General features: G+C 42.8%; 18 protein-coding genes. 7 read left to right on the forward strand and 11 right to left on the reverse strand.

Features of this window, described 5'->3' with window-relative positions; all coding sequences use genetic code 11:
• The 4 genes from ABYB02_RS07310 to ABYB02_RS07325 all read right to left on the reverse strand — a co-directional run.
• Positions 1-717: phosphotransferase enzyme family protein (locus ABYB02_RS07310; RefSeq protein WP_372761811.1), on the reverse strand; the 717-nt coding region annotated here is incomplete at its 3' end.
• Positions 718-792: 75 nt separating this feature from the next.
• The gene (locus tag ABYB02_RS07315) at positions 793-1,236 is read right to left on the reverse strand and encodes a flavodoxin (RefSeq protein ID WP_372761812.1); all 444 of its coding nucleotides are present in this window, start codon (positions 1,234-1,236) and stop codon (positions 793-795) included.
• Positions 1,236-2,000, reverse strand: coding sequence for a tRNA pseudouridine(65) synthase TruC (truC, locus tag ABYB02_RS07320; RefSeq protein ID WP_372761813.1), 765 nt, complete (start codon positions 1,998-2,000; stop codon positions 1,236-1,238). Before truC ends, ABYB02_RS07315 begins: the two co-directional genes overlap by 1 nt.
• The gene (locus ABYB02_RS07325; RefSeq protein WP_372761814.1) at positions 1,993-2,313 is read right to left on the reverse strand and encodes a YqcC family protein; all 321 of its coding nucleotides are present in this window, start codon (positions 2,311-2,313) and stop codon (positions 1,993-1,995) included. The genes truC and ABYB02_RS07325 overlap by 8 nt, the downstream gene beginning before the upstream one ends.
• 222 nt (positions 2,314-2,535) lie before the next feature.
• Between ABYB02_RS07325 and ABYB02_RS07330 the strand changes: the two genes are divergently transcribed.
• Positions 2,536-3,564, forward strand: a complete 1,029-nt coding sequence (locus tag ABYB02_RS07330; protein ID WP_372761815.1) for a DUF3549 family protein — start codon at positions 2,536-2,538, stop codon at positions 3,562-3,564.
• Complete coding sequence (locus tag ABYB02_RS07335; protein WP_372761816.1) at positions 3,565-3,864, forward strand: DUF3301 domain-containing protein; 300 nt, start codon at positions 3,565-3,567, stop codon at positions 3,862-3,864.
• Between the two features lie 670 nt (positions 3,865-4,534).
• On the opposite strand, the gene ABYB02_RS07340 is transcribed toward ABYB02_RS07335, so the two are convergent.
• On the reverse strand, positions 4,535-5,176 hold the full coding sequence (locus ABYB02_RS07340; protein WP_372761817.1) for a GNAT family N-acetyltransferase: 642 nt from the start codon (positions 5,174-5,176) through the stop codon (positions 4,535-4,537).
• Between the two features lie 209 nt (positions 5,177-5,385).
• Between ABYB02_RS07340 and ABYB02_RS07345 the strand changes: the two genes are divergently transcribed.
• The 3 genes from ABYB02_RS07345 to ABYB02_RS07355 all read left to right on the forward strand — a co-directional run bounded on the left by ABYB02_RS07345 (position 5,386) and on the right by ABYB02_RS07355 (position 6,786).
• Entirely contained in the window at positions 5,386-5,622 is a 237-nt protein-coding gene (locus ABYB02_RS07345; RefSeq protein WP_372761818.1) for a DUF2789 domain-containing protein, read from the forward strand.
• A gap of 109 nt (positions 5,623-5,731) precedes the next feature.
• Complete coding sequence (locus ABYB02_RS07350) at positions 5,732-5,998, forward strand: hypothetical protein (RefSeq protein WP_372761819.1); 267 nt, start codon at positions 5,732-5,734, stop codon at positions 5,996-5,998.
• Positions 5,999-6,012: 14 nt separating this feature from the next.
• Positions 6,013-6,786, forward strand: coding sequence for a Zn-ribbon-containing protein (locus ABYB02_RS07355; protein ID WP_372761820.1), 774 nt, complete (start codon positions 6,013-6,015; stop codon positions 6,784-6,786).
• Between the two features lie 58 nt (positions 6,787-6,844).
• Here the strand turns inward: ABYB02_RS07355 and syd are convergent, their stop codons facing one another.
• Positions 6,845-7,384, reverse strand: a complete 540-nt coding sequence (gene syd, locus ABYB02_RS07360; protein WP_372761821.1) for a SecY-interacting protein — start codon at positions 7,382-7,384, stop codon at positions 6,845-6,847.
• 59 nt (positions 7,385-7,443) lie between these two features.
• On the opposite strand from syd, the gene queF reads away from it, so the two are divergent.
• Entirely contained in the window at positions 7,444-8,289 is an 846-nt protein-coding gene (gene queF / locus ABYB02_RS07365) for an NADPH-dependent 7-cyano-7-deazaguanine reductase QueF (RefSeq protein WP_372761822.1), read from the forward strand.
• Positions 8,290-8,342: 53 nt separating this feature from the next.
• Here the strand turns inward: queF and ABYB02_RS07370 are convergent, their stop codons facing one another.
• From ABYB02_RS07370 to ABYB02_RS07380, 3 genes are read right to left on the reverse strand one after another with little or no spacing between them, the layout of a single operon-like run.
• Entirely contained in the window at positions 8,343-9,239 is an 897-nt protein-coding gene (locus ABYB02_RS07370; protein WP_372761823.1) for a peptidylprolyl isomerase, read from the reverse strand.
• A 47-nt stretch (positions 9,240-9,286) separates the two neighbouring features.
• Positions 9,287-12,958, reverse strand: coding sequence for a translocation/assembly module TamB domain-containing protein (locus ABYB02_RS07375; protein ID WP_372761824.1), 3,672 nt, complete (start codon positions 12,956-12,958; stop codon positions 9,287-9,289).
• On the reverse strand, positions 12,958-14,685 hold the full coding sequence (locus tag ABYB02_RS07380; protein WP_372761825.1) for an autotransporter assembly complex family protein: 1,728 nt from the start codon (positions 14,683-14,685) through the stop codon (positions 12,958-12,960). The genes ABYB02_RS07375 and ABYB02_RS07380 overlap by 1 nt, the downstream gene beginning before the upstream one ends.
• Positions 14,686-14,886: 201 nt before the next feature.
• Between ABYB02_RS07380 and ABYB02_RS07385 the strand changes: the two genes are divergently transcribed.
• Positions 14,887-15,222 carry a ribonuclease E inhibitor RraB gene (locus ABYB02_RS07385; RefSeq protein WP_372761826.1) on the forward strand — a complete coding sequence of 112 codons (336 nt, stop codon included), beginning with the start codon at positions 14,887-14,889 and terminating at the stop codon, positions 15,220-15,222.
• 39 nt (positions 15,223-15,261) lie between these two features.
• On the opposite strand, the gene ABYB02_RS07390 is transcribed toward ABYB02_RS07385, so the two are convergent.
• A complete protein-coding gene (locus tag ABYB02_RS07390) occupies positions 15,262-17,013 on the reverse strand; it encodes a DEAD/DEAH box helicase (protein ID WP_372761827.1) in 1,752 nt (583 codons plus the stop codon).
• 88 nt (positions 17,014-17,101) lie between these two features.
• A partial coding sequence (locus ABYB02_RS07395; protein WP_372761828.1) for a hypothetical protein occupies positions 17,102-17,367 on the reverse strand: 266 nt, incomplete at its 5' end.

Raw genomic sequence — 17,367 nt, forward strand, 5'->3', positions numbered from 1 at the left:
AAATCCGGGCATACAGGTATCTAAATCGATCACAGCTTTGGCTTTATGTGTTTGCTTACAAAATAGCATATTGTTAATTTTGGTATCGTTATGGCACGGCCTAACGGGAAGCACTGCCGTCACGGCATTGAGTTCATCAATCAGTGTAAATTGTGATAAGCAAAACGCTACTTCAGCTTGGCAACTGGCTAAACGTTGCTGGGAAGCGGTTGCCAACACCGTTTTAAATACCTCTGCACGCATCGCTAAATTATGAAAATTAGCGATGACCGGGTGTAATTGTTCAGCATCAAAATCCGCTAAGGCACGTGCAAACTGGCCAAAGGCACCCGCTGCAATGTGAGCTTGCTGGCTATTTCCAACCACATCTTCACTGTAACTGTTACCAATAAATTCCAGCGCCCGCCATACGCCCTGCTCAGCATTTACTAAGTAATCATTTTCAACCGTCGCTACATGGCGAATTATAGATAAATCATACTCATTAGCTTGCTGCTTCAGCGTTAAGTGCTGCTCAATTAAGCGAGCATTCTTGACCAATAATTCAGGCTCTGGGAACACCTTAGTATTTAGCTTTTGCACTACGAGCGACGTATTAGCCGACGTCAGTAACAAGGTGCAATTGATAAGGCCATTGCCTATAGGTTTGATACTAACGGCTTGTTTGCCTAAGCCAAAACGCTTTGACAAATAAACCGCAAGGGGAGTTAATTGCATCGCTTGTTTACTACCTAAAAATAAATGACTAACCGTAATCGAGTGAGGCTAAAATGACTCTCAGCTGATTAATTATTAAAGTTTACTAAGCCAATCTTTTAGCCATGGCTCGGTAACTGGCCAAGGTTCAAAGTCCTCACAGGCATCAATTTCTAAGCGATGACCGACTGGCTTTGCCTGCAGGTCGCGTAATAATTCATCAAAACTGCGCCCGGCGCCACAAAACGTGTCGCCGTAGCTTCTATCGCCCATCGCCACAATACCAAACGGTTTTGCTGTTAACATGGGAAACGTGCTATTTAACTGATGATATAACCCTGCGAGGTTATCGGGAATATCACCTTGCCCTGTGGTGGAGGTAATAATTAAAATATGCGAAGCACTTTGAATATCACTCACTGTGGGCGCGTTAAACACCTTAGCCGTGTGACCTGCTTGCTCTATGGTAGCCGCAACTTCTTCACTTAAGCGCTCGGCACCGCCGTAAACACTTCCGACAAAAATACTGATCTGTGACATTAATAATCCTTTTCTTCATTTGGCCATCCGAGTTGTTTGCAAATACGCAGCATTGCATCTCCTAGTGGCGCTTTAATTGATATTGGTTCATTGCTATAAGGGTGCATAAAGTTAAGCTCAGTTGCAAATAGCATTAGACGCCTAAGCGCAAAATGTTCCCTAAAAAATTGATTATGTTGGTTATCGCCATGATTCACATCGCCAATTATGGGTAGTGATAAATGCTTTAAATGGCGGCGTATTTGATGTTTACGCCCTGTTTTTGGCCAGCATTCTACCAAGGAGTAACGCACTGTGGGATACTTACCAATGGCAATTGGCAACGCCGCTTGCTGCAGGCAATTAAATTGCGTTTGTGCCGTTTGCGCGGCCTTGTCTTGAGTAGCAAATTTATCGGCGATTTTATCCAGCTCTTCTTTAAGTGGCTTATCTAAAAAGACCGACTCCGGGGCAAAGCCGCGCACTAACGCTAAATAACGTTTGCTAATAGTGCCTGCAATAAATAACTGGTTCATATCGCGAGCCGCTTCAGAGCTCAGCGCAAACAGCAACACTCCCGAGGTGGGTCTATCAAGCCGATGCACAGGAAACACATGCTGCCCTATTTGATCACGCAGCATTTGCATAGCAAATTGCGTTTCGTGCTTATCTAAAAATGAGCGGTGTACTAATAATCCCGAGGGTTTATCTATCGCCACATAATGCGCATCCCGATACAGAATATTTAATTCGCCATACTCAACTGGCTCAGGTCGCTCAGCCATTTGGCTCTCCTAGAAAGGCATCAAGCTCGCTAAGCAGCGCAATGATCTCATCGCTGCCCGTTTTACTACTCAGTACCATTTGCGCCATAGGGGCAATAGCAAAGTTACGTGGCAAGGGTTGCTGCTGCGTAATTAACTGCTGAAACTTTTCAATAAATACAAATTGCAGCCATTGCTCAAATGCCATAGTGTCGTGACAAAATGGCACGCTTGATTGTAATGCCGCAGGCGCAATCGGTTCACTTTGCCACAGTTGGTGCTTTTTTAATAACGCTGTTAGCTGCACTAAATAATGTTGAGTTTGCTGGTACATAACCGCCCTCTTAAAACTAGAGGCTGCAATAATAACACTTGTATAACGGTGTGTGACCTGCCGCGAATAAATTTGTTTAGCATTAACGCGCGTAATTACTGTAGTAGCTTATATTTATTACTCAGTCACTAAATTAACTACCTAGATCACAGCGTGGTTCCCTCCCTCACGGCTATGACGTATAATTGCGGCAATTTTGCAGTATAAACAGTTGAGAAAACCATGAGTGAGCAAATAGCGACGTTAGCAGAGCTTTTAGATAGTGCCGGCACCCAATGGCGTGCTTTTGATATCGGTAGACACATCACTAAACTTGATAAAAAACAATTCTTAGCTATCGAACACGCACAATTGCCCTACCCTTACCCACTCGCTGGGCATGCATGGTTAGCGATTCAATTTTGGGATAGTAAAGCCACAAAAGAACCGTATGTGTGGTTTTTAAAGTTTCCGTTAGATGAGCAAAGTAAACTTGTCAGCGCCAGTCGCGATCATTTCGCCGACATGGTTATTCAAGCATTAGGCACACACATTACCGGCGAGCACGCCGACGGAAAACTTGACAATAACCCCTATGTTTTCACTCCTAATGCCAACAAATTAGCCGCCTTTAATGCCCAGTTAAAGGTACTGCTAAAACAGCCTGCATCACAATATTACCCATACACGCAACTATATTTTAGTGGCAAACTAGGCTTTGAAAATTGGCAAAACGTGGCACTTCAAGGGATTGCCGACTTTGCCATGCGCCTTGATAACGAGTGCAACTTAGCTAATTTACAAGCAGCGTGGCGACAATTACCAGTAGAAGTGCTGCAACCTTTAAGCGCGATGTTAGAGCATGTTGAAATCCCGCTATCTCTTAGCCAGTTACTGCTAGAATATGGCCAAGTGGCGATTAAAAATAACGACATTATTGCTGTAACCGCAGCGCTGCGCTCTCTCTCCAAAGGCCAAGCACACGGCTTAACCGCACAGCTAGTCGATGACGTATTAGCGTCTGCCGTTAATCAAGAAGCCGACGTGCTACTGACCATAGCAGGGCGTTGTTTTAAACAACTTGAAGACCCGCAAAGACTGCATGCTTTTATGGATAAATGTGCTCATCACCAACAAATTACTGAATTGTTTGCCAGTGTTTTTGCCGATTTAGTTGCAATTCCCACTATTCGCCCACACTTATTAGCATTATTACGTACAGAAAATCGTAGCGATACGCTCGCTCGCGCAATTGGAAGGTTATTTTCTTAAATGGCAAGTTTATGGACATTCATACTGATTGGCAGTGTAATTTATCTCTTTTGGTTAAATCGTAAAATTGCAGAAGCCGCTAACCTCCATGCTAAACGTCAAAGTGAGCAATTACAGGTGCAATTAATGAGCGTAGCCTGTAGTAAACGCCGTTTTGGTTTTTTAAAAAATGGCAAGCCGGGGGTGAAAAGTGAATTTATTTTTGAATTTTCGAGCGATGGCGAAAACGCCTATCAAGGCACGTTAATTATGGAAAATGAGTTTTTACAACGGGTGATTATTCCCCCGCATAAAATTTAACGCTCGCTTTTAACTGTAAACCATATAGTGGCCGGAGTGCTGAGTTAATTAAGCAGTAAATTAAAACGAACCAGTGCTAAAAAAACTAAGGCGTAACAAGTGTTACGCCCCAATCGAATCACATCCTGTAGGTATCCGTTACCTGCTAATCCCTATTATCATCCGTTGAACGAGCTAACAACCTTGTAAGCCCTCACGCTGCATCCTGCAACATCCTCTCGCCATCTTGGCGTTCCTACGTAAACTAACGCTCCTGCTACTTCCTGTAGCATCATCCCTGGTTATCCCTGAGTAGCGCCTGCTACTTTCAGCGCTTCCTGCGCTGTCCTTTTCTTCCTTGCATCCGTGTTAAATTGTCCCTTTTGCTTCCTGCAATGCTGCCTAAGTGCGTATCCTTGGCAATCACTCAACCGTTGAGCTATGTCGTCTTGACAAAGTAAAGTTTAGCGCAATGGTCGGGCTGTGCTAGTAACTAACCGCTGAGTATTTACTGTCATATTATTGCCACGTCATAAAAAAGATAAAATTTCAATCAATATCAATACGTTAAGTTTTTACTTTAGTTTTAACCTTGAATTAAAGTGACAATGCGCACAGTGATGTAAGACATCTCTTACGGACAAATGTCCGTAAGTAGATAGCCGCTGCCACGCTTTTATAGCGCCGTGCGCTATTCGCTTGCTTTAAACAACAACTCGCCTTCCACGCGATTAAATGTAAGCTGCTTAAAACTAGTGAAACCTTCGGTTTTAAAAAATGTGGTGTGCTCGCTGCGGGTTACAAAAACAGCCAGACCGGTTGCTTGTGAATTAGAGTTAACTAAGTCATCCAGCCCCCTTAATAAGTAACGACCTAACCCTTGACGATGAAAATGTGGATCAACAGCAATAAATGCTAAAAAGTAATAATTTCCAAGTGGTTGCAGTGCATCGCGAATTGTTTGCTCTTTTTCTATTAGTTGATTTGTTTGTAAGTAGCCCGCACTTAGCATCAGCTTTAAACGCCAATGCCAGTAGCGCTGGGCTGGTAGCTGGCTGTTCGACTCAAACACACACGCCACAGCGTTAAGTTTATCATTGCGATACAAGCCAATAAGTGGCTGGTGTTGTTGCCAAAAACTACTAAGCTCTTCACGTATTAAAGAGCGCAATTTTTTTTCATAGCTTGATTTACTCTCTGCCGTGTAATTAAGCACACTTTGCAGCACCGGATCATCATGATAAGCCTGGTAAATTAAACTGCCTGCAATACTTATGTCTTCTGCAGCTAAATACTGAACGCTAAATGTATCGGCGGGTGTAGTGACTGTCATATTTATTCCTTTTATTCGCCATTGCAATAACTTGCAAACCGTAAAGCCATCGTGGTGCATAATTTTTATACACCTTGCGAATAACTATATACCTAAACTGGCAAAGCGTAAATTCAGCGAGAGTTTAGCTGACTTAAGCTATAGTTCATGTTGAGAATTAATTTTTAATTCATACCAATGGCAATATTGGTATTACTAGGAGCACCATTATGGATACTACTAAGCACACTATAAATACCCTATTTGCACAACTTGGCCTGCCTAATTCTGATGCCGAAATAGACGCCTTTATTGCATCGCATGCAATCGAAGACACCACTTTGCTGCAAGCCGCGCCTTTTTGGGATGAAGCTCAGCAGCATTTTTTAGCAGAGTCTTTAGCCGAAGATGGTGATTGGAGTGAAGTTATTGACGAGCTAGATGTACGCTTACGCCAAACTTATTAATTTTTTCTCGCACATTTTATTATGTGCTGCTTACCGTTTATTGTTACCATAGCCCCGCACGGCCGCTGTATGCGGCGTGCCTACCTTATATTAAAGAGTTGTAAATCTAATGAATGCTGCTGTATTTGATGCCATTAAAGTCCTTCTTGATGAAGGCAAAGTGCCTACTGTGGCACTGACCAAAAGCCGCTTAGTGAAGCCGGTGCCGATGCCCGTTATTATTGCTGCCGTGAGTCAGTATAAAAATAACCCTGATTCAATTTATAACTTTATGAAAAGCCAATCTCAGCCCGATACTAGCGACACTAAAACCACACAGTTAGACCGCATTGAGCAAAAGCTTGATCGGTTACTTGCGCTGCTAGCACAAAAATAAATTTGAGACTCTAAATGTTCGTTGTTGACCTAACCTTTGATTGCTACCTAGACACCACCCTCGAAAAAGCCGAACAAGCGATTAACCGCTTAGTAAATGCACTGCGTTTTAATGGCCAAATAATGGGTGAAGAATTTCCAACCGTGCTAAAAGATGGTTTTTTTATTACCCGGGTTATGTGCCCCACAGAAGATGCAATGCACCCGCTTAATAACAGCCCGTTTGTAAAGCACAGTATAGAGCAATTGCATACCGCAGGATTGTTGGCGCCTAAAGTTAAAATTATTGGCCAAGACATTCACTCAAATGGCGCCGATAGCTGCGCCGAACCATCCAGTTATATTTTATATACCACCTATGTGCACACCTGTAGTCCATTATATTGCGGCGATGATTTTTTACCGGTGCCGTTATTTACTATCCCTGCGATTGCCAATGGCGACTATAAAACCCTGATAAAATGGCAAGAAGATTGGCAAGCGTGTGACCAAATTCAAATTAATGGTGCGACCCGCTGTGAATTTGCCGCACTAGAAGAAATATCCAGTATAAAAAGCGATTTATACCGCCGTGGACAAGATATTAGTAAACGCATCAGTTTTTTAACTAAAAAACCGGTTTACTACTATTTATACCGAGTGGGTGGCGTTGACAAAGCCTCAGAACTTGAGCGCAAATGCCCAAGCTGTGACGGTGACTGGAAATTAGCTACACCGTGGTTTGGTTTATTTGATTTTAGGTGTGAGCCATGCGGCTTAGTGTCGAACGTATCATGGGACTTTCAATAGACTTATCGTTACAAGTGATCAGCTCACAGTAAAGCGATGCGCTGATCACTTGCGTTAATTACACTTCAAGCGCCATTAAAAACTGTTCAATATTGCCAGCCAATACATGATGTGGCTTTTTACCAACGTACTCTAAACACACTTCGCCTGTAGCTAATAGCACCGTCACTAACAAGTCATCTTGCGCTGTTAAGCCAATAAATACCGTTTCGGGCTGTTTCAGCTTGCGTTTCATTAAAATATGACCGGTTATATTTTGTTGGAGCAAATCAAAATCATCGTTATTCCATACTTGCAATAACTCAACCTGATGGCCGTCAATTTGCGCTAAAATATTACCAGCAAACATATGCCCGTAAAACTCGTTGAGTTCGGTTGAAAAATCAAGCTCTAGTGCATTAGCTAACTGAGTCAACGAGCCTGTCGGCTGGCGCACCACAGCTTGCCATTGAATATATCCTTGCTGATCAACCTCACCGACTTCGCAAGGGCTTGGCCACTGCTCATCATGAACAATTAACGGGGATTTTTGCGTATTTTTTTTCGTTTTTTCACTAAACCTGGCGTGCAGATCGACGAGTTGTAATGCAACAGACATACTATGAAACTCATTTAAATTAGCTATAATGCCGCCATTGTAACTATTTAAGGGCAAACATGACAGATTACATCAATTCTCCCGATCTAAAAGGCAGTGTATTGGGTCAATCTACTGACTATATAGATCAATACACCCCAAGCTTGCTTTTTCCCATTGCTCGTAAGCTAAACCGTGATGCTTTAAATATTGACGGATCCGCTTTGCCATTTAAAGGGCAAGACATTTGGACTGGTTACGAGTTGTCGTGGCTCAACGCAAAAGGTAAACCACAAGTGGCCGTTGCTTTATTTACTTTTTCTTGCCAAAGCAGTCACTTAATAGAGTCTAAATCATTTAAGTTATACCTAAATAGTTTTAATCAAACCCGTTTCAATAGCCGTGATGAGGTGCAACAGCATTTAATCACCGATTTAACCGCTGCGGTTAACAGCCCTGTTGAGGTCACTTTATTTAGTGGCGATGATTATAACTGCTTGCCAAGCACCCCCTTACCCGGTGAGTGTATCGATGATTTAGACATTGAAATTGATAACTATAATATTGATGCCAATTCGCTTAAATCTGTTAATGATAAAGTAGTAACCGAAACCCTGCATAGCCACTTACTGAAATCAAACTGTTTGATCACCTCACAACCCGATTGGGCCAGTATTATTATTAAATATACCGGTGAGCAAATTTGCCGTGAATCGTTATTGCGTTACCTGATTTCATTTAGAACCCATAATGAGTTTCATGAGCAATGCGTAGAGCGCATTTATAGCGACTTAACCACACAGCTTAACATTAAAGATTTAGAGGTTTATGCACGCTACACTCGCCGCGGTGGGCTGGATATTAACCCCTATCGTTCAACGCACAATGACGCGCCGCCATTCACGGTTAAAATTAACCGCCAATAGTAGTTGTAAGTGATTAAAAAAGGAGCCCGTAGGCTCCTTTTTCATTTACATCACTAATTTACGCGCTGAGTAGGAATGGCCATGGCACACACATCAATATAATGAGCTGAATGTACAAACCAGGCTGCGGTGCGGTTTTTTCTCGCCTTTATTAACTGTTTAAATGGTAAAGAGTTTGTTTTCATAACCTTAAACATCGTTGTATCTACAGCGTGGATATCGGCTAATACCTGCATATCAGTAATAGGGTTAAAGGCTTCACCCGGTGAGGACGTGCGCTGTAGACGGTTAAAGTGCTCCATTCCTGCAAGCACTCGACCAAATACGCTAATATTTTTATCAAGGTAACGCGGGGCGTGGCCTAAGGTGACAAAAAACTCGGTACCACCACTGTTTATGTCATTATTACGCGCCATAGCAAAAACCCCATTACAGTGTACTTGCCAGGTTTGCGTGTGTGCCGAGTTTTGTGCCACCGCAAAGCCATTTAAAAACCCCGTTACGGCAGCGTAACCATCGGCTGCAACTTCAGTAATGGCTAATGGCTCAGGCGTGGTTAAATAAAATTCGGCAGGCACTGACTTACTGGCTGTTTTAATTGCCTTGCTGGCACTGCTATCGCCACCTTGTGCCACAAACCCTTCGACAAAACGATACACATTCGTGCCTTGATAAAACCCTTCACGCGCGAGCTTTTTTATATTTTCAACATGTAAAGGGGCAAGCTGTGGGTTTAATTCGATATAAGCCGCGCCTGTTGGTAGGGTGATCTTTAATACATTGTTGGCATCCACTGTACGCCAGTCACTATCAGCAGCATTAGCTATTATTTCGCTGGCAGTTAGCGTTTTTTCTGGCGCTAGCTCAGCTTCGACTGCAGCACCTTGATGCTGCACCGCGACACACCCGTTGAGCAGCACAACCGCCGCAGTGACCATTACTTTATTCATTGTGTTCACCTTATTATTTTTATTATCGTATTAACTACTGTTAAGGCTTAGTCCCAATCAAATTTATAGAGAATATCTACACTTTGATTGAGGCCACTGGTTACTTCTATATATAACTGAGAAAGCAATTGATAGCGCATAGCCACTTCACTTAACGAGTCAAATATCCCCACGCTGTAGCGTACTTGCAAACTGGGCGCCACATAACCTGATATTTCTACTTTGGTTTGTTCACCACTGCCTTTAGAAGTAAAGCTAACATCTGACAACCCAAAGGTTTCACCCACTTTAGACACAAAGCCTTCACTGCGGCTCACTCCCTGAGATAGCAGCAGTTGCGTGAGCATTGCATCAGTTGAACTATCGCCCTCGCCTAATGGCTGGCCATTGAGTAAATACGCTAAAGCTTGCGCTTGATCCATAGCAGGCTCTGAAAATATTTTAAGCCTTGGCTGCTCTATTGTCCCGGTTAATGTAACTCCAGCAATCACCCCATTGGCGGTGTTTTGCGGGTTACGAATTGCCTTTATATTTAAGTAAGGCTGCTCTATTGAACCACTAAAGCCTATTTTTCCGGTTCGAATGATAAGGTCTTGGCCAAACGCCAAATAGGTGCCATTAATTAGTTTCAGCTCGCCCGTGGCAATGATCGGCTCCCCTTGGCTCATCTTTATTGCCAAATCACCGATTACATTCGACTCCAGTCCAAACGATGCCACTTTTACATCATCTTTTACCAGTAGTTTTAAGTCTATATCGTAGTCAAAAGGCACTTTTTTAGTTGCTGTGGTTTTTTGGTCAACAATTATTTCATCATCACTTACTTGCACGGCGCCTTCAGGCAGCTCTTCTATTTCAATGCGGCCATAGGGCACAACCACTTCGCCAACTAATTTAAATGCGCTATTAGCTAGGCCCAGTGTGAGATTAGGAGATACTTTAAACACCACGCCTTGCTGGGCGCGTACATAAAATTGCTCACCCACTATCGCCACATTTACCGCGGGCTGCTCACCTTGCCAATCCACATCGCCATTTATGTTTATTTTACCACCTTGAGGATCATGCAAGTTACCTTTAATGGTGGCCGTTGCTTTATTAAATAAAATATTAATATGTGACTTTTCAAGCGCTATGGGTAACTGCTCACCTTGCAAATTAATATCATCAACATTTATTTCACCTTCAAGTTGTGGCTCTTTTAACGTGCCTGCCAAGCGTAATTTACCGCGAATTTCGCCATTGAGTTGCTCAAACGTTTCTAAAAATGGTTGAATATTAGAAAACAGTATTTTATCTATCGTGACATTGCCGCTTAGTTGCTGGCTTTGTTGTATGTCATCAACATTGATTTGCGTGGTGATATTACCTAGCACACTCGAGTCAAGACTCGCCGTTAACTCACCTACTTGAGAATCTGAAAAGGCACGCATAGTCAGGGCTTCTATCGGTAACCGATAACTATCTTCTTCCGCACTATATTTAGCGATTAAGTTATTTGAAGATAAAGAAGCACGTAATGTTTTCAGTGCACCGGCGTGCCAATTGGCCACAAACTCGCCACTTAACGCGCCTTCAGCCCCCATGTTCTCGGGTAAGAGATGGCTGAGCTCTGTTAATGCTAAATTGTTTAATTTAGCATTGAGTTGCCCTAACTGTTTGCTTTGCGACAACGTGTCGATACACAATTCACTCTGTTCAGAGTGCCAACAATGCTTAGCAACATCAAAGTCGCCGGTTTGCGTGTTAACCTTAAGCGCCACCTTTTTACTATTATTAAAGCGTAATGTTTTATCGCTTAGCAAAACATGCGTAATTTCCCCCTGCCAAACCGCATTACTCATGTGGCCATTGATTTCAAGCTCCACAGCACCACGCTCGGCATCCACTGCCGCGCTTACTCGATGATCCGTTTTATCGCCCGTTGCATCTAAGGTTATATTATTAATTTGTTGCTCAGCCACTAACGCCGAGCCTACGTTGACGCTAATATCTGTTTGCCAGTCAGTTGCGGTATTGACGGTTCCTTTGATTGCGAGCTTATTGATCTCTATTTCGTCATAGATAAAACGTTCCAACATTAGCGCTAAATCGAGTGACGGTGTAAGTCGCTCGCCACGTACTTTTAAATTGGCTTTACCGTTAGCAATAAACGGCATATTTGCTTTTTCATCACTGTTTAAAGTTAGCTTGCCATCTAGCTGCCAGTGTTTATCTACCTCGCCACTGAGTGCCAACTTATTTACACCGCTGCTTAAATAAAGGCTGTCGATAGTGGCTTTAAAGGTATTATCAAGCCTGAAGTTTGCTGCCATTTTTAACGGTACTTTATTGAGTGTCCCAGTGAGCATGGTATCTGTCATTTGTAGCTGCCACTGGTCACTTTTCGCGGTAAATTCCCCTTTAAACTGCCCAGAAATATCACTGGTCACACTATCGGTAACATACTGCGCCTTTAAGTGCGCCAGGGTGCCTGTAAAGTCAGCTTTAAGCCCTTGTTGCCAGTCAACCTTTGCGCTAACGTTTGCGGTGCTATCGTGTGCATTAATATGTAATGTGGTTAACTGTGCCTGTGAAAGACTGCCAGTTAATTGTGTTTTTAAGTCAACCGCTGGGTAAGCGCCTAACTGACTGTTGGCTGTTAAGCTAAGCTGGTAGTCATCGGCATGCCCTTGGGCAGTTAAGTTGACGTCTCGCAGCTTTAATTGATCTGCTTCAGCGTCAATAATCCACTGTTTAATGTTGCCATTAAGAGTAAACGGATAATTGCGTTGTTTCAGGTTGGCATTGGCTGTTAAGGTGAGTGGGAATTGCCCGCGGGTTTCAACGTCAAGGGTAAAATCCGCTAAATTGCCACTGGCCGATAACATAGCTTGATGCGCGCTGCTGGCGAGCTCTATTTTTGCGGTGAGTGGCATATTACCCGCTATTTCAGCGTTAAGTTGGGTATTTAATTGCCATTGCTGGTAACTCGCCGTGAGCGTATCTACCTTGAGAGTACTGTCTGTTAAGCGCATTTGCAGGGCAATGTTGGCTATGGTGTGTTGTTGCTCTGCTTGGTTTAGTGTTAGTTGCGTAATTAAAAATTGCTCAATACTGAGATCTAACGGGGTGCTAAATTCAATGTTTGGTAGCGCGGGTAATTGCGTAATGGCAGGCGCTGCAGATTGCTGGCTTTGCGCGGGCTCTTTAAGGCTAACCTCAGCATTGGCAATATCAAGGCGCTTAACAACCAGCTCAGAGCCCACCGCTTTGGCTGCAAGATGAAAATTATTTACCATCACATCGGCACTCGCATGCTGCAGCGTAAACTCATTGACGGCAACATTTTTTATCGCAATGTTAAACGGTAAACTAATTTTATCCAGTGCTTCGCTCGGTGCTTCTGCAGCTTGTTCAGCCGCTTGCGGCAAAGTTAATGCGATTGATTTTGCGCTTACATTCTCAATACACAAGCCATCGCATTGCCACCAAAATAAATTAATCTTCAGTTGCTGTGCATTAAACACTAAGCCATTGGCGTTATAACGTAGGTTAAATGCATCGTTATATAAAAAACGGCCATTTTTTATCTCGATATTTAAACCATCAACCAGTTTATTGGCACTGTAGGCGATAAACTGGTTTCCGGGGGCGGTAAATAATAGGCAAAATAACGCAATTAATACGGTTACTAAGACAGCGCTCACACTGGCGGTTATTTTTTTAACTATGGTCATTAAATTTCTGGCCCTATGGTAATGCTTAAACGGGTACTCTTACTTGCTTTGGTTAACCCCCACGCATGGTCGATTCTTACCGGACCTACAGGTGTTAAATAACGAAAGCCAAAACCGGCACCGACTTCTAATGAGTCCGAAAAATCATTGGTGGCGGTACCTGTATCTACAAACAGTGCCGCCCGCCATTTTGGGGCAAATTGATAGTTATACTCCGCCGTGCCCGAAATTAAATACTTACCCCCAATGCGCTGGCCTTCGTCGTTTTCTGGTGAAATTGATTGATAGGCAAAACCACGCACGCTTTGATCGCCCCCCGCAAAAAAGCGTAGTGAATAAGGTACATTCGCTATATTATCAACCAACATAGCGCCTAAATTTGCTTTTAAAAATACTAAATGGCGGTCTAAATAGGTTCGTAGCCACGCATGTTGTAATTGCACTCTTATCAAGTTAGTGCTCGAAAGTACATCCTCAACGCCAAACTCCGCAGACACTAACCACTGCTCGCCCCAATACGGCGTGGTGCCACCTTTAGACTTTTTGCGGGCATAGCTAATACCTGGCATTAACATTTCGGTGCTTTGCTCTTCCTCGTCGCCAATGCGATAGGTTTCATGATCGCGACGAATAAAGGCTGTACGCACCCAGTTATTTTCGGTGAGCCACTGGCGCTGCACTTGCCCGGTAAGTATTTCACTGTAGATATCATTTGAAAGCTTATCTTCTAGTTTATAGCCTACCGTAAAACGCCATAAGTCATCGTTAGGGTCGTCCTCTGGTATAGTGTAAGACATTGAAATATCTTGCTGTCGCTCAGACACATTTAAGTTGCTTTCTAAATAATGGCCGTCTTCGGTGATCCACGGCTTACTCCATTTAAAACGCACCTTAGGGCCTAAATCGGTACTAAAGCCACCGCCTATTTCGAAACTATTAGCCGGCTTATGCAGTACATCCACTTTGATAGGGACTCGGCTATTTTTGCGCTCAGTAATATCAGCGTAAACTCTGACACTGGTAAAGTACGGGGTACTTGATAAATCGAGGTTATAATCGGCTATGTAGCTTGACTTGTATGCTTGCCCGAGGGTAAAAGGCGCCAAAGAGCGAATGTATTTTTCGGCCGGTGTATCGTTAGCAATGATAATCTCGCCAAACTGGTAGCGTATGCCTGTGTCTATCACAAAGGTAATGGTTGCGCTGTGCTTTTGCAGCGACACTGCCAGTTTACGCGTAGGCCATTTAGCATCAAAGTAGCCAAGCTCTAACAGCATTGACTCTATTTTTTTATGGGCGCTATCGTACCGGCCATGATGAATAATATCGCCTTGCTTTAACTCAATATTGTTAATTACCGCAAGCAAGGTATCATCATCTTTTCCTGGCCCGTTAACGGTAATATTAACTGCTTCTATGCGAGTAGCTGGGCCACGGTCAATTTTTACAATTAATTCGCTATCTTCTTTATCAAATTCAATCGCTACTTTTGGGTTGTAATAGCCTAACGCTTTAACACTGTTTTCAACCTGTTTTTTTGCATAGCGACGCAGGGTACGGCTTGGTTTATCGCCAATAAGCTGCTTTAAATAAAGCGCAACATTATTTTCTAAATCGCCACTGATGCCTTTTATTTGGTAATCTTTGATAATCTCTTGAGCTGCGAAAGCCGAAATGCTCAGCAAAATAAAAAACACACCCATGTAACGTAAAAACTGATTGAACAAGTAAATATCCTTACTTTTAATTGTTAAAATGCAATGACCTAGCAGCATCCATATTAGCATAGCTAAAATGAGCCGAATATTAACTTAATACCCCTATGGCTAAATCAATAAACCATTATTATATGAAAATTAGTACGCCAAATGCGGTTATTTTAGTTACAATAGGCCAACAAGTACCGATTTATTTAAATGAGTTATTTAATGCAATTCCCGAATGATGATAATGGCCAGCTACTAACTGAAATTGCCGCAGCTGGTGTTGATTTAAGTATAATGCACCAAGTCGATTTTTATATTTTATTTGAGCAACAAAACGACGCGCAAAAATTTGTCAGCGAAATTGAAGCCGACTCGCTAGTACAAAGTGCTGCGCTTGAAAAATGTAAAGACACCGGTGTTTGGGAAGTCGTTGCACACGTAAAAATGGTGCCGGAGCACACCCTATTAGGTCAAGCCGAGCAGTACATCGAAAGCATAGCGAATAACTTTAACGGCTACGGCGATGGTTGGGGATTAATGGACGCCGAAGACGCATAAACTATTCACAGTCTACCTGCTATAACAAATCAGTTAGCCTTATCGGTATAACTGATTTGCCTTTCTAAAACTGCCTTTATAATCAAATAGTTTATCGGCCACTTTCCAGCCATATTTTTTACTTTTACGTGCAATAACAAAGTCAGGCGCAACTAAATCAAGCTCAGCACTAAGCACTTGCGTTGCCGTTTTAAAATACTGCGGTGCCTGCCCTTGCCCTACGCGCTTGCCAAATTGCTGATTGAAAATATACTGAGCTGCGGAGTTTGCCAAGTTGTACACTTCATCGCAACTTGCCCCATCTTCATCAAAGTAAGTTATTTTTATCATTTCATTTTTAATTTGCGTAACACGCAAGCCGCTGCATCGCAGCACTAAAGCATCTTTTAAATTCAATGCATTACGCAGTTTATCATCGGGGTCGGCCATCACTGCGCTGCACTCATGGCACTTGCGAGCGGCAATATCGTTTTGCGCGCCACATTGCTCACACTCTTTAAATCGAAAACGGTAATCGCATTGGACTTTGTGGCCTGCATCATCTTCTAATACACCTTTGCAGCGTCTGCCAAAATGCTCAATCACCTTACCGGCAGCATCTGTTTTGCCCCAAAATATATTAGCAAAGCCACACCCCGGACACAGCACTTGCACCGGTTCATTGTCGCTATCGCCTTTTTTATCGCCTACTTCGGGGTGAAACAAATTAAAGCCGTTTCCGGCGTAATCTATCACTAAACAATCATGTTTATTGTCAGCAAGCCGAAGCCCACGGCCCACTATTTGTTGGTATAAGCTCACCGATTCTGTGGGCCGTAAAATAGCGATAAAGTCGACATGAGGCGCATCGAACCCGGTGGTCAGTACCGATATATTAACCAAGTACTTTAGTTGCTTCGCTTTAAACTGCTGAATTATTTTGTCGCGTTCACGGTTAACGGTATCGCCAGTGATAAGCGCACTTTGCTCGCGCGGTAAATAGCTCATGATCTCTTGGGCATGCATCACGGTCGCCGCAAAAATCATCACCCCTTGGCGAGTGTCACTGTATTGAATAACTTGTTGTAAAATAGCCTGAGTGGCTCGAGTGTTACCTTTTAGCAGCGCATTCATATCTTCGTTGCTATATTGACCAAACGCATTTGTCGATAATGCAGAAAAATCGTAATGGCTGATCGCGGCATCCACCTCATTTGGTGGCGTTAGGTAGTTATGTTTGATCATGTAGCGCAGCGGTAATTCATAAATACAGCTGCTAAATGGACTATCGTTATTACCCCGCACAAAACCATGGTAATGATACTGATAAATCCAGCCCATGCCCATTCGATACGGCGTTGCGGTAAGCCCCAACACTTTAAGTGCGGGGTTATGTGCTTTAAGGGCGTTAATCACTTTGCCGTACTGACTTTTTTTATCACCATTTACGCGGTGACATTCATCAATAATGAGTAACGAGTAATGCTCACTCAGTTTATCAAGGTTACGCGATAGTGACTGCACACTGGCAAAGGTAACCTGATGATTTAACGATTTCTCTTTCAGCCCAGCTGAAAATATGCTCGCCTCAAGCCCAAAACTTTTATATTTTTGTGAGTTTTGTTCAACCAATTCTTTAACGTGTGCCAATACCAAAATTTTTTGTTTAGCAATACGTGCCAATTCAGCAATGACCAAGCTTTTACCCGCCCCCGTAGGCAGCACAATAACAGCAGGTTCGTCGCTTTTTCTAAAATGTAAAACGGTGCGTTCAACCGCCTCGATCTGATAAGGTCTGAGTGTGTAGGTCATGAAAAATTAATTAGCTTGAGTTTAACTGTAATAGTAACAAATAACTGTTAGCTTCTCTTTTAATACATTTATATATTCACTCACTTTATCATTCGCATAAAATGGTAACTTTCCAACAAAACAAATCGTTATCAATACAAAATTCGTCTATTGTGATTTGGTTTGAACTTATGCCTGAACTGAGTAACTTACTGCGTATGTCACTTTCATCAAAAGCCACAGATAGCTGATCGTCTAACCTCTCTATTTGATAGTATATACCCGCTTTTAAACTAGTTAGTTTTGCTAGACTGTGCATATTTACGTTTACCATCACCTTCGATATCTTCGACACAACATCTAAAAACCAGACTT

Source organism: Pseudoalteromonas sp. (assembly GCF_041613455.1).
Taxonomy (GTDB): Bacteria; Pseudomonadota; Gammaproteobacteria; order Enterobacterales; family Alteromonadaceae; genus Pseudoalteromonas.

Bases quoted from the DNA above. Each gene is read 5' to 3' on its own strand.
- ABYB02_RS07315 (WP_372761812.1), bottom strand. From the start codon at position 1,236: ATGTCACAGATCAGTATTTTTGTCGGAAGTGTTTACGGCGGTGCCGAG.
- truC (WP_372761813.1), bottom strand. From the start codon at position 2,000: ATGGCTGAGCGACCTGAGCCAGTTGAGTATGGCGAATTAAATATTCTG.
- ABYB02_RS07325 (WP_372761814.1), bottom strand. From the start codon at position 2,313: ATGTACCAGCAAACTCAACATTATTTAGTGCAGCTAACAGCGTTATTA.
- ABYB02_RS07330 (WP_372761815.1), top strand. From the start codon at position 2,536: ATGAGTGAGCAAATAGCGACGTTAGCAGAGCTTTTAGATAGTGCCGGC.
- ABYB02_RS07335 (WP_372761816.1), top strand. From the start codon at position 3,565: ATGGCAAGTTTATGGACATTCATACTGATTGGCAGTGTAATTTATCTC.
- ABYB02_RS07340 (WP_372761817.1), bottom strand. From the start codon at position 5,176: ATGACAGTCACTACACCCGCCGATACATTTAGCGTTCAGTATTTAGCT.
- ABYB02_RS07345 (WP_372761818.1), top strand. From the start codon at position 5,386: ATGGATACTACTAAGCACACTATAAATACCCTATTTGCACAACTTGGC.
- ABYB02_RS07350 (WP_372761819.1), top strand. From the start codon at position 5,732: ATGAATGCTGCTGTATTTGATGCCATTAAAGTCCTTCTTGATGAAGGC.
- ABYB02_RS07355 (WP_372761820.1), top strand. From the start codon at position 6,013: ATGTTCGTTGTTGACCTAACCTTTGATTGCTACCTAGACACCACCCTC.
- syd (WP_372761821.1), bottom strand. From the start codon at position 7,384: ATGTCTGTTGCATTACAACTCGTCGATCTGCACGCCAGGTTTAGTGAA.
- queF (WP_372761822.1), top strand. From the start codon at position 7,444: ATGACAGATTACATCAATTCTCCCGATCTAAAAGGCAGTGTATTGGGT.
- ABYB02_RS07370 (WP_372761823.1), bottom strand. From the start codon at position 9,239: ATGAATAAAGTAATGGTCACTGCGGCGGTTGTGCTGCTCAACGGGTGT.
- ABYB02_RS07375 (WP_372761824.1), bottom strand. From the start codon at position 12,958: ATGACCATAGTTAAAAAAATAACCGCCAGTGTGAGCGCTGTCTTAGTA.
- ABYB02_RS07385 (WP_372761826.1), top strand. From the start codon at position 14,887: ATGCAATTCCCGAATGATGATAATGGCCAGCTACTAACTGAAATTGCC.
- ABYB02_RS07390 (WP_372761827.1), bottom strand. From the start codon at position 17,013: ATGACCTACACACTCAGACCTTATCAGATCGAGGCGGTTGAACGCACC.